This window comes from Kitasatospora sp. CM 4170 (genome assembly GCF_032110285.1).
Taxonomy (GTDB): Bacteria; Actinomycetota; Actinomycetes; order Streptomycetales; family Streptomycetaceae; genus Kitasatospora; species Kitasatospora aburaviensis.
Map to the genome: position 1 here is coordinate 6,108,291 of NZ_CP134877.1, position 16,092 is coordinate 6,124,382.

The following is a 16,092-nucleotide window of genomic DNA, read 5'->3' on the forward strand; positions in this document are numbered from 1 at the left end:
CGGGCGCGGACTGTTCACCCCGCCCCCGCAGGGGCACGTGACACCGATGGGGCCGCGCGGTGACAGCGGGCTTCCGCCCCGGCGCACGCCGTCCCGGCCGGTCCCGGGTCGTGGCCGAGCCTGGCGTCCGGCGCTCCACTGGCCCATACTGCGCAGGACCGGGACCTGCCCGGTGGGGCCCGCGAACACCACGCAACACCCCGGGGAACGTCGGGGAAAGGAGGAACGATGCGACTGCTGCTCGTCGAGGACGACGAACGCGTGGCCGCCGCGCTGGTCGCGGTGCTGGGACGGCACGGCTTCCAGGTCAGGCACGCCCGCAGCGGGCACGAGGCGCTCGACGCGCTGGTGCCGGACGGCAACGACCCGTACCGGGTGGTCCTGCTCGACCTCGGACTGCCCGACCGCGACGGCTTCGAGGTGTGCAGCCGGATCCGGGCCGGCAGCGGCGTGCCCGTGATCATGGTCACCGCGCGCGCCGACATCCGTTCCCGGATCCACGGCCTCAACCTCGGCGCCGACGACTACGTCACCAAGCCCTACGACATGGGCGAGCTGCTCGCCCGGATCCACGCCGTCGCCCGCCGCGGCGCCGCCCCCGCCGCCGTCTCGGTCCCCACGCCCGACGCCGTCCCGCAGCAGCGGGGCCCGCTGGAGTCCCGCGGCATCACGATCGACCGCGAACGCCGCCGGGTCAGCGTCGACGGCCGGGACGTCCCGCTCACCCGCAAGGAGTTCGACCTGCTGGCGCTGCTCGCCCAGAGCCCCGGCGTGGTCTACCGCCGCGAGCAGATCTTCAGCGAGGTCTGGCGCAGCGGCTGGGAGGGCAACGGCCGCACCCTGGAGGTGCACATCGGCTCGCTGCGCACCAAGCTCGCCCTGCCCGGCCTGGTCGAGGCCGTCCGGGGCGTCGGCTACCGGCTGATCCCCGAGTCCCCGGCGGCCGCCGCGGACGCCCCCCAGGCCCGCGCGGAGCACTGACCGCACGTGCGCACCCGCCTGCTCGGCATCCTGCTCGCGCTGATGCTCTGCGTCCTGGCCGCCCTCGGGCTGCCGCTCGCCGCTGCGGTCGCGGCCGCCGAGCAGAGCCGGGTGGTGGTCGACCGGCTCGATGACGCCGCCCGCTTCGCCCAGGACCTGCCCACCTCAGGCGTCTCCGGCCTGGAGTCCGCCCTCAAGGGCGACCCCGAGCCGGCCCCCGGCGACCTCAGCCGCCGGCACGCACTGGACGCCGAGGTGGCCCGCTACCACGAGCTGTACGGCGTACGGCTCGGCATCTTCCAGCGCGACGGCGTCCCGATCGCCACCGCCCCGGCGCAGTGGCGGGTGCCGGCCGGCGGCTGGGGCGAGCAGGCCTTCCAGGAGGCGCTGGACGGGCGGCGCAGCCACAACCCGCCCCAGGTCTGGCCGTGGACCTCGGACCGCACGCTCACCATCGCCACCCCGGTGGTGCGCGACGGCGACGTGGTCGCGGTGGTGCTCAGCGAGTCCCCGACCGGTGCGCTGCGCACCCGGATGCTGCACAGCTGGCTGGTGATCGGGGCCGGTGAGGCGGCCGCGATGATCGTCGCGGTGCTGCTGGCCGTCCGGCTCACCGAGTGGGTGCTGCGCCCGGTCCGGACGCTGGACCGGGCCACCCACGACATCGCCACCGGCCGGATGAACGCCCGGGTCGCGCCCGGCGGAGGGCCGCCCGAACTGCAGCGCCTGGCCCGCTCGTTCAACGACATGGCCGACCACGTGGTGCTCGCCCTGGACCAGCAGAAGGCCTTCGTCGCGGACGCCTCGCACCAGCTGCGCAACCCGCTGGCGGCACTGCTGCTGCGGGTCGAGGTGCTCGGCCTGGAGCTGCCCGAGGGGCACGAGGAGGAGCTCGGCGGGGTGCGCGAGGAGGGCGCCCGGCTGGCCCGGGTGCTGGACGACCTGCTCGGTCTGGCCACCGCCGAGCACGCCCGCCCGGCGCCCGAGCCGACCGACCTGGCCGCGCTCAGCCTGGCCCGGGCGGACGCCTGGCGCCCGGTGGCCCTCCAGCGCGATGTCGAGCTCGCCTGGGAGGGACCGGCGGTGGCGCTCGGCATGGCCGACCCGATCGGCTTCGGCAGCGCCCTGGACGCGGTGGTCGACAACGCCCTGAAGTTCGGGCCGTCCGGCAGCCGGGTGCGGGTGCTGGTCGCCGTCCGGAGCGCTGAGGTCGCGGTGACCGTCTCGGACTGCGGGCCCGGCCTCACCGAGGAGGAGCTGGCCCGGGCCGGCGACCGCTTCTGGCGCAGTGCGCGCCACCAGAACGTGGACGGCTCCGGCCTCGGCCTCTCGATCGCCCGCACCCTGCTGCAGGCCGCCGGCGGCTCGCTCACCTTCGCCCCGGTGAAGCCGACCGGCCTCGCCGTGACCCTGGCGGTGCCGCGGGCGGAGAGCCCGGGCCGGGCCTGAGGGCCGGGTCGGACGCGAGCGACCTACGGCTTCACCGAGCGGTAGTAGCGCATGGCGCCCTCGTGCAGCGGGAGCGGGTCGGTGTAGACCGCGGTGCGCAGGTCCACCAGCTGGGCGGCGTGCACCTGGGAGCCGATCTGGTCGCGGCTGTCTATCACCAGCCGGGTCATGCCCTCGACCAGGGCGGTGTCCACGTCGCTGCGGGTGATCAGCAGGTTGGGCACGGCCACGGTGGCGACCGGCTCCTTGGGCTCGGCGTTGGGGTAGGTGCCCTTCGGCATGGTGGCCGCCCGGTAGGCGTCGGTGCCGCCGCCCTCGACCTTGTGCACGGCCTCGGCGAGGTCGCCGAGCGGGACGAGCCGGATCCGGACGTGGTCGGAGAGGTCGGTGAGCGCGCTGGTCGGCAGCCCGCCGGACCAGAAGAAGGCGTCCAGCTCGCCGGTCCGCAGCTTGTCGGCCGCGTCGCCGACGCCCAGCATCACCGGCCGGATGTCGTGGTCCGGGTCCAGGCCGGCCGAGGCCAGCAGCCGGCGGGTCACCAGGTTCACCCCGGACTGCGGCAGGCCCACGCCCACCCGCAGGCCCTTCAGGTCGGCCGTGCGGTGCACCGGCGAGGAGACCGGGACGATCAGCTGGAGGTAGTCGTCGTAGAGCCGGGCGATCGCCCGCAACCGGTCCTTGCCGGGGCCGGAGTACTGCGCCACCGCGTCGGCGGTGGCGATCGCGAAGTCGTCCTGGCCGCCGGTCACCCGGGCCAGGTTGTCGATCGAGCCCTGGGTGTTGTCCAACCGCAGCTGCACCCCGGGCATCGCCTTGCCGATGTGGGACTCCAGCAGTTGCCCGTACCGGTCGTAGACGCCCCGCTGCACGCCGGTGGCGAAGCCGGTCTCGCCGCGCGGGTAGCCGGGCGAGCGGCCGGCCGACAGCCACCAGCCGCCGATCCCCGCCAGCACCAGCACCAGGACCAGCACCGCCCGCCACAGCGGGCTGCGGGCCGCTGCGCGGAGCGCGCCGGGTCGGGGCTGGGAACTGGGGGCCATGCAGGGATAGTGCCAGGCGCGCCGGGCGAACGGGAGGGGCGAACCGCAGGACGGACGCGCGGCGGGCCGCGCGGCGCGGGCGCCCGGCACCCGGACACCGGTGCGGGCCCCGTGCGGGACCGGCGGACGGGCGGCGGGCGGGGCCGGAGCGGAGCCCCGGGGAAAGCCGGGGGAAAGCCAGGGGAAATCCGCTTCGCGGGTGCCCGTACCCTGGTCTGGTGAGCGGTGAGAGCGGATTGAAGAGCTACAAGGTCGTCACGCACGGCTGCCAGATGAACGTCCACGACTCCGAGCGGCTGGCCGGCCTGCTGGAGGAGGCGGGCTACGTCAAGGCCGGGGCCGAGGGCGACCCGGACCTGGTGGTGTTCAACACCTGCGCCGTGCGGGAGAACGCCGACAACAAGCTGTACGGCAACCTCGGCCAGCTGGCGCCGGCCAAGACCCGCAACCGGGGCATGCAGATCGCCGTCGGCGGCTGCCTGGCGCAGAAGGACCGCGACAGCATCGTCCGGCGGGCCCCCTGGGTCGACGTGGTGTTCGGCACCCACAACATCGGCCACCTGCCGGCGCTGCTGGAGCGGGCCGCGGTCGAGAAGAAGGCCCAGGTCGAGATCCTGGAGTCGCTGGAGACCTTCCCCTCCACCCTGCCGACCCGCCGCGAGTCCGCCTACGCCGCCTGGGTCTCCATCTCGGTCGGCTGCAACAACACCTGCACCTTCTGCATCGTCCCCGCGCTGCGCGGCAAGGAGGAGGACCGCCGCCCCGGCGACGTCCTCGCCGAGATCGAGGCGCTGGTGGACGAGGGCGTCATCGAGGTCACCCTGCTCGGCCAGAACGTCAACGCCTACGGCTCCGACCTGGGCGACCGCGAGGCCTTCTCCAAGCTGCTGCGCGCCGCCGGGCAGATCGAGGGCCTGGAGCGGATCCGCTTCACCTCGCCGCACCCGCGCGACTTCACCGACGACGTGATCGCCGCGATGGCCGAGACCCCGAACGTGATGCACCAGCTGCACATGCCGCTGCAGTCGGGCTCCGACACCGTGCTCAAGGCGATGCGCCGCTCGTACCGGCAGGAGCGCTTCCTGGGGATCATCCGGAAGGTGCGCGAGGCGATGCCGGACGCCGCCATCTCCACCGACATCATCGTGGGCTTCCCCGGCGAGACCGAGGAGGACTTCGAGCAGACCATGCACGTGGTCCGCGAGGCGCGCTTCACCAACGCCTTCACCTTCCAGTACTCCAAGCGCCCCGGCACCCCGGCCGCGGAGATGGCGGACCAGGTCCCGAAGGCCGTCGTCCAGGCCCGCTACGACCGGCTGATCGCCCTCCAGGAGGAGATCTCCTGGGAGGAGAACAAGAAGCAGGTCGGCCGGACCCTGGAGGTCCTGGTCGCCGAGGGCGAGGGCAAGAAGGACGACCGGACCGACCGGCTCTCCGGCCGCGCCCCCGACAACCGGCTGGTGCACTTCACCCGCCCCGCCGAGCCGGTGCGCCCGGGCGACACGGTGACCGTCGAGATCACCTACGCCGCCCCGCACCACCTGCTGGCGGAGGGCCCCACGCTCGCGGTGCGCCGTACCCGGGCCGGTGACGCCTGGGAGAAGCGCCAGGCCAAGCCCGCCGCCAAGCCGGCCGGCGTGATGCTCGGCCTGCCGACCGTCGGCGCCCCCGCGGCCCTGCCGCTCGCCGCCCCGGCGGGCGGCTGCTGCGGCGACTGACGGCCCCGGACACCGGGCGGCCCGGCGGGATCCTGCATCCCGCCGGGCCGCTGCCGTTCCCGGCCGCTGCCGTTTCCGGCGGGCGCCGGCCCGGGCTCCGGTCCGGGGCGCCGCGATCCGACCTGGTCCGACCTGATCCACGGGACAGGCCCTAGAGTGATCCACATGCTGGTTGCCGCCGCCGTCTGCCCCTGTCCGCCGCTGCTCGTCCCGGAGGTCGCCGCCGGTGCGGCCGCCGAGCTGGAGGCGCTGCGCGCGGCCTGTGACGAGGCGCTGGCCGCGCTGGTCGCGGCCCGGCCGGAGCTGGTCGTGGTGGTCGGCACCGGGCCGGAGGCCGAGGTGTGGACCGAGGGCGGGGCCGGCTCCTTCCACCGCTACGGCGTGCCGCTGGTGGTCCGGCTCCCGGTCGGCGGGGTCGAGGGGCCGGAGCTGGCGCCCTCGCTGACCGTCGGCGCCTGGCTGCTGGAGCGGGCCGGCGTGAAGCTGCCCACGCACGCCTGCGCCGTCCCCGCGGACGCGCCCACCGACCGGATGCTCGGGCTGGGCCAGGGCCTGGCCCAGCTGGCCGACCGGGTCGCCCTGCTGGTGATGGGCGACGGCAGCGCCTGCCGCTCGCTCAAGGCGCCGGGCTACCTCGACGAGCGGGCCGAGGGCTTCGACGCGGCCCTCGCCGAGGCGCTGGGCTCGGCGGACGTGGCCGCGCTGGCGGCGCTGGAGCCGGGCCTGGCCGCGGAGCTGAAGGCGGAGGGCCGGGCTCCCTGGCAGGTGCTGGCCGGCGCCGCGGAGGGCGCCGGCCTCACCGCGCGCCTCGGCTACCGGGACGCGCCGTACGGCGTCGGGTACGTCGTCGCCACCTGGAACTGACGCCGCCCCCGCCGGGTCAGGCGCTCGGGCCCCGGCCGCTGCCGGGGGCCGCGCCGCCGGGCGTCGGACCGCCCGGGGTCGGACCGGCCGGGCCGCCGGGGGTGCCCGGTTCGCCGGTCCCCCGGGGCTTGTGGGCGAAGTCGTCCACCGCATCCTTGGCCCTGGTGGTGCCGTGCTCGATCTTCTCGGTGTACTTGCCCTTGGTGGCCTTGTCGATCGCCCCGCCGGCCTTCTCCACCGCGTGCTCGATCTGGTCGCTGTGCTTGCCGGCCAGTTCACTGGCCTTCTCCTTCAGCTCCCCGGCCTTGCCCTTGAGGTTGTCCATCAGACCCATGGCGCTCTCACCGTTCCTCTCCGTCTCCTGCTCAACGTTCGTCGTGGCCGAACCGTTCTCAATTGCGGAAATGGCCGAAATCAGTCATATCGTCGCCCAGTAGGACCGGCTCGGTGGGGAGGACACCGGCGCGGCGGCGGTTTTGCGAGACTGGTCCGGTGAGCACCTCCCGTACCGCCGCCCCGTCCCTCCCCGCCCGGCCCCGCGTGGTCTCCGTCGTGGGCGCGACCGCCGCCGGCAAGTCCGACCTGGCCGTCGCCATCGCCCGCAGCCTCGGCGGCGAGGTGATCAACACCGACTCGATGCAGCTCTACCGGGGCATGGACATCGGCACCGCCAAGCTCACCCTCGACGAGCGCGGCGGCGTCCCGCACCACCTGCTGGACATCTGGGACGTCACGGAGGCCGCGAGCGTCGCCGAGTACCAGCGGCTCGCCCGGGCCGAGATGGACCGGCTGATCGCCGCGGGCCGCACCCCCGTCCTGGTCGGCGGCTCCGGGCTGTACGTCCGGGCGGCGATCGACGAGATGGAGTTCCCCGGCACCGACCCGGCGGTCCGGGCCCGGCTGGAGGCCGAGCTGGAGCAGCTCGGCCCCTACGCGCTGCACCGGCGGCTGGCCGAGCTGGACCCGGCGGCCGCCGAGGCGATCCTGACGGGCAACGGGCGGCGGATCGTCCGGGCCCTGGAGGTCATCGAGATCACCGGGCAGCCCTTCACCGCCAACCTGCCGAGCAACACCGCCGTCTACGACGCGGTGCAGATCGGGGTCGCGGTGCCGCGCCCCGAACTCGACGAGCGGATCACCCTGCGGGTCGACCGGATGTGGGAGGCCGGACTGCTGGACGAGGTGCGGGCGCTGGAGAAGCTCGGGCTGCGCGAGGGCCGGACGGCCTCCCGGGCGCTCGGCTACCAGCAGGTCCTGGACCACTTCGCGGGGGAGTGCACCGAGGACGAGGCGCGGGCCGAGACCGTCCGGGCGACCAAGCGGTTCGCCCGCCGCCAGGAGTCCTGGTTCCGCCGCGACGACCGGATCCACTGGCTCTCCCGTCCGGCCGGCGCCGACCCCGCCGAGCTGCTCGCCCGGTCACTGGAGCTGATCGACCGTCAGGAATCCGCCGCGTCGTAGACGGGATCCGGCCATTCGGCGGTGCACCTGCGCGCGCAGGTGGCCGTGCAGGACGAACCGGGGGTTACGGCCCGATCACGTGATGGCCACGGATCACCCGACGACCCCGGTCAGGCCCGGAACGCACCCCTGGACATGCCATCATCGAGGTCATAAGGGTCGGTCCGGATGGGCCGACCGCGCCCGGCCGCGAGTGCACACTCGTGTCGAACTGTCAGGGGAGGCCGCGTGTCCACGGGTACCGGCCCCGAAGCCGGCCAGAGCGCCAGGCCGACGAGTGGCGGGGCCACCGCGCAGGCCGACGACCTCGACGCGTCGACCCTGCCGGACCTTCCCGTGCTGCCGGGCCTCGACGGCCCCACGTCGTACGCCGTCGCGCTGCCCGCGCTGGACAGCGCCCCCTCCGGTGCCGTGCACGAGCGGGAGATCCGCCCGCGCCGCCGGCTCCGCTGGTGGCAGACGCTGCCGATCGCGCTGCTGGCCACCGCCGGCTCGCTGATGTTCGCCTTCCCGCTGGCCTTCGGCTCGGCCGGCGCGGGCTCGGCGATGATCGGGATGCTCGGCCTGCTGCTCACCGCCGCCTCGGTCGGCTGGGGCGCGATGGCCGCCCGGCACGCCGGGTACAAGTGGCCGGGCCTGCCCCGCCGCGGCTCCGGCCGGCGGGCCGGCTGGAAGGCGATCGTGGTCTACACCCTGATCGTGCTGGCCGCCTGCGCGCTGGCGCTCTGGCGCGTCGTCCACCTGCGCTGACCCCGCCCCGGGGGGCCGCCCGACGGGCCGTCCGGCGAGCGGTCCGACAGGTGGTCCGCCGGGCCGGGGCGGGCGCCCGCTCAGTACCATCGGGAGGGTGAGCGAATCCTCCCCGCAGCCCGCCGGCCTTCCGTTCCTCAAGGGCCACGGCACCCAGAACGACTTCGTCATCGTGCCCGACCCGGACGGCCGGCTGGTGATCGGCCCCGAGGCCGTCGCCGCGCTCTGCGACCGCCGGGCCGGCATCGGCGCCGACGGACTGCTGCGCGTGGTGCGCTCGGCCGCCGACCCGGCCGCGGCCGACCAGGCCGACCGGGCCGAGTGGTTCATGGACTACCGCAACGCCGACGGCTCGATCGCCGAGATGTGCGGCAACGGCGTGCGCGTCTTCGCCCGCTACCTGGTCGACGCCGGACTGGCCGAGCCGGGCGAGCTGGCCGTCGCCACCCGGGCCGGCGTGCGGACGGTTCGGATCGCCGCGGACGCCGAGGACGGCACGCCGGGTGACGTCACGGTCGGGATGGGCCGCGCGGAGCTGCCCGGCCCGGACGGGATCGAGGTCGCGGTCGGCGAGCGGCGCTGGCCGGCCCGCAACGTCAACATGGGCAACCCGCACGCGGTCGCCTTCGTGGAGAGCCTGGACCACGCCGGCGAGCTGCGCAGCGCGCCGCTCACCAGCCCCGCCGAGGCCTACCCGGACGGCGTCAACGTCGAGTTCGTGGTGGACCGCGGGCCGCGGCACGTCGCGATGCGGGTGCACGAGCGCGGCTCCGGCGAGACCCTCTCCTGCGGAACCGGCGCCTGCGCCGTCGCGGTCGCCGCGATCCGCCGGGACGGCCTCGACCCCGCCGTCACCGGCGAGGCCGTCAGCTACACCGTGGACGTGCTGGGCGGGCGGCTGGTGATCACCGAGTACCCGGACGGCCGGGTGGAGAAGACCGGTCCGGCGGTGATCGTGGCCCGCGGCGAGCTCGACGCGGGGTGGCTGGCGGCCCTCCAGGGCTGAACCGCGGGCGGTTTGCCCATTTCGCGCGGCGGCGAATCCCCCCGTTCGGGTGATCCGGCTCACGGACGGGAAGCAGGGCGTCGCGGAACGTGCTCTGCTCGGTAGCATGGACCACCGGGTCGATCACCCCGCGTCGGGGTAGCAGGCAACCGGTGACTGCTGCCGGAGGCGCTGATGACCATCGAAGCCGGGCAGCCCCTGGCGGGGCAGCCGACGTCCGCACGGCAGGCCGGGGCCAGGCGCCCCCTCGGCGGGCTCGGCCGGGCCGCGCTGGGCCGGGCCGGGCGCGCCGCCCTGCTGGCCACCGGCCGCCCGCCGGTGCCGGACGCGATCGAGCCGCTGGTCCGGGTCCACCGCAGCCACCACCCGCAGGCCGACCTCGGCCTGCTCGGTCGCGCCTACCGGCTGGCCGAGGCGAGCCACCGCGGGCAGAAGCGCAAGAGCGGCGAGCCCTACATCACCCACCCGCTGGCCGTCACCATGATCCTGGCCCAACTCGGCGCCGGGACGACCACCTTGGTCGCTTCTCTCCTCCACGACACCGTTGAGGACACCGATCTGACGCTGGATCAGGTGGCCGAGGGGTTCGGCCCCGAAGTCGCCTACCTGGTCGACGGGGTGACGAAGCTGGAGAAGGTCGACTTCGGAGCGGCCGCCGAGGCCGAGACCTTCCGCAAGATGCTGGTCGCCACCGGGGACGACGTCCGGGTGATGGTGATCAAGCTCGCCGACCGGCTGCACAACATGCGCACCATCCGGCACATGAAGCCGGCCAGCCAGGTACGGATCGCCAAGGTCACCCGGGACGTGCTGATCCCGCTGGCCGAGCGGCTGGGCATCCAGGTGCTGAAGGCGGAGCTGGAGGACATCGTCTTCGCCACCCTGCACCCGGAGGAGTGCCGGCGCACCCGCGCGCTGCTGGCCGGGCACGAGGACGGGCCGGACACGCTGCTCGATCCCTTCGCCCGGACCCTGGCCCGTCAGTTGGCCGAGGCCGGGGTGGCCGCCGAGGTCGCCGTCCGCCCCCGGCACTGCGTCTCGCTGCACCGGGTGCTGCTCAAACGGGCCGCCGCGCCCGGCCGGGACGGACGGCCGCAGGGGCCGCAGCCCGCCGACTTCGGCCGGCTGCTGGTGGTGGTGGAGGAGAACGCGGACTGCTACGCCGTCCTCGGCGAGCTGCACACCTGCTGGACGCCGCTGCCCGGCGAGTTCAAGGACTTCGTGGCCGCCCCCAAGTTCAACCTGTACCAGTCGCTGCACACCGCGGTGGCGCTGGAGGGCGGCGCGGTGGTGGAGGTGCTGGTCCGCACCCGGCGGATGCACGAGGTCGCCGAGACCGGCGTGGTCGCCCTGGGCGACCCCCGGCAGCCGGGGGCCGGCGCCGACCAGGGAGGCGACGAGCTGGACCGCACCGACCCGGCCCGGCCCGGCTGGCTCAGCCGGCTCCTGGAATGGCAGCAGGAGACGCCGGACCCGGACGCCTTCTGGTCCGCCCTCACCGCCGACCTCGCCGGCGACCGCGAGATCACCGTCGTCACCGAGACCGGCGAAACGCTTCAGCTGAGGGCCGGCGCCAGCTGCGTCGACGCCGCCTACCTGCTCGGCGAGGAGACCGGCCACCGATGTATCGGCGCCCGGGTCAACGGCCGGCTCACCGCGCTCTCCACCGTGCTCCAGGACGGCGACCGGATCGCCGTCCTGACCGAGCAGGGCGACCCGGCGGCCCGGCCGTCCGGCCCGGCGCCCGACTGGCTGGCGCACGCCCGGACCCCGTCCGCCCGGCTGGCCATCGAGCGGTGGCTGGCCGACCACCCGGCCCGCGTCCCGGTGGTCAGCACCGGCCCCTCGGCCGGCCAGCCCGTGCCGCCCGCGCACCGTGCCGCCGAGCGCGGCGCCGCCCCGGTGGCGGTGACCGGCCGGCCCGGGGTGCCGGTCCGGTTGGCCCGGTGCTGCACCCCGGTGCCGCCGGACGAGGTCAGCGGCTTCGCGATCCGCGGCGGCGCGGTCGCCGTGCACCGCACCGGCTGCCCGGCCGGGGAGCGGATGCGGGCGGACGGGCGCGGCGCCCTGGAGATCCACTGGCAGCCCGGCGGCGCCCCGCCGTCCGGCTTCCGGGCCACCCTGCGGGCCGAGGCGCTCAACCGGCCCCGGCTGCTGGCCGACCTCACCGCGGCCATCTCCGGCGAGGGCGTCGGGATCGTCTCCGCCGAGGTCGAGCCGCCGCAGGAGCTGCGGGTGCGGCACACCTACACCCTGGAGCTGCCCGACCCGGCGGTGCTGGCCGCCGTGATGCGGGCGATGGTGCGGGTCTCCGGGGTGTACGACGTCAGCCGGCCGCACGCCCCCGAGGGCGCCGCCGCCGCGCGCACCCCGGCCGGTGCGGCGGAGCCGGCGCCGCCCGGGGAGGGCACCGGGCCCGGGGGAGCGGCGGCGTCCGGGGGAAATGGGGATGACCCGCCCGCGCCGGGCGTGCGACCATCATGGGGAATTCACGGCCGGTCCGCGGCGTTCACCGGGCAATGGGAGAACCTGCCCGCACGGGTCCGCGGTCCCGAGGGGTAGCTCACACCTCGCCCGAGCGGTAGACGGGGCGGCAGCTGGGCAGACTCCGGGTGTGACCGTCGGGTACGGTCACGCAGACAGGCCATCCGACCAGCAGCCAAAGGACAGAATGACCTCCACGTTCGACACCCGCGACCACGCCGACGCCCCGCGCCGCATCGACGGCCGGCGAGCGGACGCCCTCATGGACGAGGACCTCGCGGCCATCGACGAGGACCTCGGCCACCACTACGACGGCGACCAGTACGACCGCAGCGAGCGAGCCGCCCTGCGGCGCGTCGCCGGACTCTCCACCGAACTCCAGGACGTCACCGAGGTCGAGTACCGCCAGCTCCGGCTGGAGCGCGTGGTGCTCGTCGGCGTCTGGACCGACGGCACGGTCGAGGAGGCGGAGAACTCGCTCGCCGAGCTCGCCGCCCTCGCCGAGACCGCCGGCTCCGAGGTGCTGGACGGCGTCATCCAGCGCCGTGACAAGCCCGACGCGGCCACCTACATCGGCTCCGGCAAGGCCCGGGAACTGCGCGACATCGTCGCGGCGACCGGTGCCGACACCGTGGTCTGCGACGGTGAGCTCACCCCGGGCCAGCTGATCCACCTGGAGGACGTGGTCAAGGTCAAGGTCGTCGACCGGACGGCCCTGATCCTCGACATCTTCGCCCAGCACGCCAAGTCCCGCGAGGGCAAGGCGCAGGTCTCGCTCGCGCAGATGCAGTACATGCTGCCGCGCCTGCGCGGCTGGGGGCAGTCGCTCTCCCGGCAGATGGGTGGTGGTGGCTCCGGCTCGTCCGGCGGCGGCATGGCCACCCGTGGTCCCGGTGAGACCAAGATCGAGACCGACCGGCGCCGGATCCGCGAGAAGATGGCGAAGCTCCGCAAGGAGATCGCCGACATGAAGAAGGGCCGCGACACCAAGCGCCAGGAGCGCAAGCGCCACCAGGTGCCGTCCGTGGCCATCGCCGGCTACACCAACGCCGGCAAGTCCTCCCTGCTCAACCGGCTCACCGGCGCGGGCGTGCTGGTGGAGAACGCGCTGTTCGCCACCCTCGACCCGACCGTGCGCCGGGCGCAGACCCCGAGCGGCCGGCTCTACACGCTGGCCGACACGGTCGGATTCGTCCGGCACCTGCCGCACCACCTGGTCGAGGCCTTCCGCTCGACCATGGAGGAGGTCGCCGACGCCGACCTGATCCTGCACGTGGTGGACGGCTCGCACCCCGAGCCGGAGACGCAGCTGGCGGCGGTCCGCGAGGTCATCGTCTCGGTCGACGCACAGAACGTGCCGGAGATCGTGGTGATCAACAAGGCGGACGCGGCCGACCCGCTCGTGCTGCAGCGGCTGCTGCGCCGCGAGCCGCACGCCATCGTGGTGTCGGCCCGCAGCGGCCAGGGCATGGACGAGCTGCTGAAGCTCATCGACGACGAGCTCCCGCGGCCGGCCGTCGAGGTGCAGGCGCTCGTGCCGTACACCCAGGGCGGCCTGGTCTCCCGGGTGCACGCCGAGGGCGAGCTGCTCTCCACCGAGCACACCGCCGAGGGCACCCTGGTGCATGCCAAGGTGCCGGCCGAGCTGGCCGCCGAGCTGGAGCACTTCGCGGTCGCGACCGCGTAGGGCCGGGCGCGCGGCCGAACCGAACGCCGGCGGCCCCGGACCCCCGTACGAGGGGTCCGGGGCCGCCGGCGTTCGCGGGTGCCGGGGCTGCCCGGCGTCACTTCGCGTTCTTGGAGAAGTAGTCGAAGGCCTGCTTCGCCTGCTCCTGGAGGGAGGGGCCGGCCATGTACTCGGACGGGTTGCGGTTGCCGATCGAGTTGACGCTGATCAGGTTCGGCTTGCCGTCCCTGGTGATGAACCAGCCGCCGCCGCTGGAGCCGCCGGTCATGGTGCAGCCGATCACGTACATCGGCGGGCGGGTCTGGTCGAAGGAGAGCCGGCCCGGGCGGACGGCCGAGTCGCAGTGGTTGAGCTCCATGCCGTCGAACGGCCGCTCGGCGGGGTAGCCGTAGGAGAACGCCGAAGTGATCTGCTCGCGCGGCGCGTTGAACCAGATCGGGATCGAGCCGCCGACCGCCTCCTCCAGCGAGAGGCCGGAGCCGTTCTCGTTGCGGACCCGGATGATCCCGTAGTCGAACTGGGAGTTCGGGCCGACGCCGCTCTCCTTCACCCAGTTCGGCGAGACCAGCGCCTTCACCGCCGTCCACCGGCCGTAGGGGGAGACCTGCTGCTCGGTGTACCGCTTGCCCCGGCTGGCCTGGCCGTCCCGGTTGTAGCCGGGGACGAAGACGATGTTCTTCAGCCAGGTGCCGCCCTTGCCGTCGTGCAGGCAGTGCGCGGCGGTGTAGACGAGGTTGCTGCGGCCCGGGTTGACCGGGTCGGAGACCACGGTGCCCGAGCACATCGAGTCGCCCTCGGGTGCGGTCATGAAGATCTTGCCGACCACGGCCGTCGCCGGGCTGTACGGGTGCGGCTGCGGCTTGGCCGGGATCGCGGCCGGCGGCTCGTCGCGCTGGACGGAGCTGCCGGCCGACTTGTGCGAGTACTCGGGGGTGGCCCGGCCCTTGGCGTCCTCCATCTTGGCGATCGACCAGAAGCCCTGGACGACCTCGTTGACGAAGGCGTTGTCGCCGATGAACCGCGCCCAGTCGTCCAGCTTCCAGCCGGCGACGTCCTGCAGGCTGGTGGGCAGCCCGGGCTTGCCGCCCCCGGGCGCGGTGGCGGCGGTCGCGGCCGGCGTCGCCCCGGCGTCGGTGCTCTTCTCGTTGTCCGGCCCGCAGGCGGTCGCGGTGAGCGCGAGCGCGGCCAGCACGGCCGCCGTCGCCGGTGCGGCCCGGCGGCCGCGCCGCGGCCGGTGGTCGGGCGCCCCGGGCGTCGGTGCCCCGGCGGTCGGTGCCCCGGTCGACAGTGCCCTGATGGTCAGTCGCATGGTGATCGGTCCCCGTCGGTCGTTCGGTCGTTCGGACGCTTGGCGCTACTTCTGCTTCCGCGAGATGTACTCCAGCGCCTGCTTGGCGACCGTCTCCAGGTACGGGCCGCTCAGCGAGGTGTGGTCCTGGGTGCCGATGGAGGTGTTGCTGACCAGCGCGAGCTTGCCGTCCGGCATCGTCGCGAACCAGCCGCCGCCGCTGGAGCCCTGGGTCATGTTGCAGCCGATGGTGAGCATCGACGGCCGCTTCGGGTCGAAGGAGAGGCGGACCGGCTTGCCGCCGTCGCACTTGTACAGCTCCTGCCCGTCGAAGGGCTTGTAGAGCGGGTAGCCGACGGCCGCGACGGAGAGCTTGTCGCGCGGGGCGTCGAACCAGACCGGGACGGCCGAGCCGACCGTCTCCTCCAGCGACTTGCCGGTGTCGTTCTGGTTCTGCACCCGCATGACCGCGAAGTCGTACTGGCTGGCCGAGTCACCGGTGCCGCCGCCCTCGACCGTCCACTGCGGCGAGGTCACCACGTCCTTGGCCCACCAGGTGCCCAGCGGCGCCAGCTCCGCGAGCGGGGCCTTCTTGCCGCCGCTGGAGGCACCGGAGTTGTTGTAGGCGGGCACGAAGACGAGGTCCTTGAAGAAGTTGCCGCCCTTGCCCTGGTGGACGCAGTGCCCGGCCGTCCAGACCAGGTTGCTCTTGCCGGGGTGCGCCGGGTCCGCGATCACCGTGGCGGAGCAGTTGCCCCGGCCGCCCTCGGCGCTGAAGAACACCTTCCCGGACGGCTGCTTGGTGTAGGGGCGGGCCACCGGGACCGCCTTGACCGCCGGCGGCTCGGGGTCGGTGACCCCGGCGTCGCCGGCCGGCTTGGCGGTGGGCGGCGCCGGGTCGGCCGGCTTGGAGTCGCCCATCTTGTCCGGGTTCCAGAAGTCCTTGACGACCGGGTTGTTGAAGACGTGCTTGGACGCCCAGTTGTCCCAGTCCTCGTACTTCCACTTCTTCAGGTCGTCCCAGCTCTTCGGCAGGCCCTCCAGCAGACTGGTCGGGATGCCCGTCGGCAGGGTGAGGCCGCCGATCACGCCGCCGCCCCCCGCGGCGGAGCCGGTGGCGCTCGCCGAGGCCGGCGGAGGCGCGGCGTTCGTGCCTCCGGCGTCTCCGGAGGGGCCGTCCGGGCCGCAGGCGCTGACGGCGAACAGCGTTCCGGCGGCGAGGGCCGCGGCCACGGCTGGCCTGTGGATCGATGGCATGGTGTCACTTCCCCCAGCTAGTCCTGTTTCCCGGCCGCACCGCTGCGGCGCCGGCCGGCCGCCTTGGAGTCTCCCACTGGCCACCAGGACGGCACCGGGCGGCCCCC

Annotated in this window: 13 protein-coding genes; 9 read left to right on the forward strand and 4 right to left on the reverse strand. The window is 74.4% G+C overall.

The features are described 5' to 3' along the window. The first annotated feature begins 228 nt into the window (after nt 1–228). Both RMN57_RS26095 and RMN57_RS26100 read left to right on the forward strand, forming a co-directional pair. Nucleotides 229–981 carry a response regulator transcription factor gene (locus RMN57_RS26095; RefSeq protein ID WP_238863978.1) on the forward strand — a complete coding sequence of 251 codons (753 nt, stop codon included), beginning with the start codon at nt 229–231 and terminating at the stop codon, nt 979–981. Between the two features lie 6 nt (nt 982–987). Further along, a complete protein-coding gene (locus RMN57_RS26100) occupies nt 988–2,430 on the forward strand; it encodes a HAMP domain-containing sensor histidine kinase (RefSeq protein WP_313765732.1) in 1,443 nt (480 codons plus the stop codon). 23 nt (nt 2,431–2,453) lie between these two features. On the opposite strand, the gene RMN57_RS26105 is transcribed toward RMN57_RS26100, so the two are convergent. Further along, nucleotides 2,454–3,470 (reverse strand): TAXI family TRAP transporter solute-binding subunit, encoded by a 1,017-nt coding sequence (locus RMN57_RS26105; RefSeq protein ID WP_313765733.1) that lies wholly within the window; start codon nt 3,468–3,470, stop codon nt 2,454–2,456. A 218-nt stretch (nt 3,471–3,688) separates the two neighbouring features. On the opposite strand from RMN57_RS26105, the gene miaB reads away from it, so the two are divergent. Next, nucleotides 3,689–5,188, forward strand: coding sequence for a tRNA (N6-isopentenyl adenosine(37)-C2)-methylthiotransferase MiaB (gene miaB / locus RMN57_RS26110; protein ID WP_313765734.1), 1,500 nt, complete (start codon nt 3,689–3,691; stop codon nt 5,186–5,188). Nucleotides 5,189–5,353: 165 nt separating this feature from the next. Next, nucleotides 5,354–6,052, forward strand: a complete 699-nt coding sequence (locus RMN57_RS26115; protein ID WP_313765735.1) for a class III extradiol dioxygenase subunit B-like domain-containing protein — start codon at nt 5,354–5,356, stop codon at nt 6,050–6,052. 16 nt (nt 6,053–6,068) lie between these two features. On the opposite strand, the gene RMN57_RS26120 is transcribed toward RMN57_RS26115, so the two are convergent. Beyond that, nucleotides 6,069–6,386 (reverse strand): antitoxin, encoded by a 318-nt coding sequence (locus tag RMN57_RS26120; protein ID WP_313765736.1) that lies wholly within the window; start codon nt 6,384–6,386, stop codon nt 6,069–6,071. A 158-nt stretch (nt 6,387–6,544) separates the two neighbouring features. On the opposite strand from RMN57_RS26120, the gene miaA reads away from it, so the two are divergent. From miaA to hflX, 5 genes are all read left to right on the forward strand, one after another. Beyond that, complete coding sequence (gene miaA / locus RMN57_RS26125) at nt 6,545–7,513, forward strand: tRNA (adenosine(37)-N6)-dimethylallyltransferase MiaA (protein WP_313765737.1); 969 nt, start codon at nt 6,545–6,547, stop codon at nt 7,511–7,513. Between the two features lie 228 nt (nt 7,514–7,741). Then, nucleotides 7,742–8,263 (forward strand): hypothetical protein, encoded by a 522-nt coding sequence (locus tag RMN57_RS26130; RefSeq protein ID WP_313765738.1) that lies wholly within the window; start codon nt 7,742–7,744, stop codon nt 8,261–8,263. A gap of 97 nt (nt 8,264–8,360) precedes the next feature. Continuing rightward, nucleotides 8,361–9,269, forward strand: coding sequence for a diaminopimelate epimerase (dapF, locus tag RMN57_RS26135; protein ID WP_313765739.1), 909 nt, complete (start codon nt 8,361–8,363; stop codon nt 9,267–9,269). A gap of 174 nt (nt 9,270–9,443) precedes the next feature. Further along, nucleotides 9,444–11,831, forward strand: a complete 2,388-nt coding sequence (locus RMN57_RS26140; protein ID WP_313765740.1) for an HD domain-containing protein — start codon at nt 9,444–9,446, stop codon at nt 11,829–11,831. Nucleotides 11,832–11,940: 109 nt separating this feature from the next. Then, nucleotides 11,941–13,440, forward strand: coding sequence for a GTPase HflX (hflX, locus tag RMN57_RS26145; protein WP_313765741.1), 1,500 nt, complete (start codon nt 11,941–11,943; stop codon nt 13,438–13,440). 97 nt (nt 13,441–13,537) lie between these two features. Here the strand turns inward: hflX and RMN57_RS26150 are convergent, their stop codons facing one another. Together RMN57_RS26150 and RMN57_RS26155 are read right to left on the reverse strand one after the other, a co-directional pair. Beyond that, nucleotides 13,538–14,749 (reverse strand): hypothetical protein, encoded by a 1,212-nt coding sequence (locus tag RMN57_RS26150; RefSeq protein ID WP_313765742.1) that lies wholly within the window; start codon nt 14,747–14,749, stop codon nt 13,538–13,540. Between the two features lie 45 nt (nt 14,750–14,794). Continuing rightward, entirely contained in the window at nt 14,795–15,985 is a 1,191-nt protein-coding gene (locus RMN57_RS26155) for a trypsin-like peptidase domain-containing protein (protein WP_313765743.1), read from the reverse strand. Nucleotides 15,986–16,092: the final 107 nt, after the last annotated feature.

Coding starts and splice junctions, on each gene's coding strand:
- RMN57_RS26095 (WP_238863978.1), top strand. CDS start 229: ATGCGACTGCTGCTCGTCGAGGACGACGAACGCGTGGCCGCCGCGCTG.
- RMN57_RS26105 (WP_313765733.1), bottom strand. CDS start 3,470: ATGGCCCCCAGTTCCCAGCCCCGACCCGGCGCGCTCCGCGCAGCGGCC.
- RMN57_RS26115 (WP_313765735.1), top strand. CDS start 5,354: ATGCTGGTTGCCGCCGCCGTCTGCCCCTGTCCGCCGCTGCTCGTCCCG.
- RMN57_RS26120 (WP_313765736.1), bottom strand. CDS start 6,386: ATGGGTCTGATGGACAACCTCAAGGGCAAGGCCGGGGAGCTGAAGGAG.
- RMN57_RS26140 (WP_313765740.1), top strand. CDS start 9,444: ATGACCATCGAAGCCGGGCAGCCCCTGGCGGGGCAGCCGACGTCCGCA.
- hflX (WP_313765741.1), top strand. CDS start 11,941: ATGACCTCCACGTTCGACACCCGCGACCACGCCGACGCCCCGCGCCGC.
- RMN57_RS26150 (WP_313765742.1), bottom strand. CDS start 14,749: ATGCGACTGACCATCAGGGCACTGTCGACCGGGGCACCGACCGCCGGG.
- RMN57_RS26155 (WP_313765743.1), bottom strand. CDS start 15,985: ATGCCATCGATCCACAGGCCAGCCGTGGCCGCGGCCCTCGCCGCCGGA.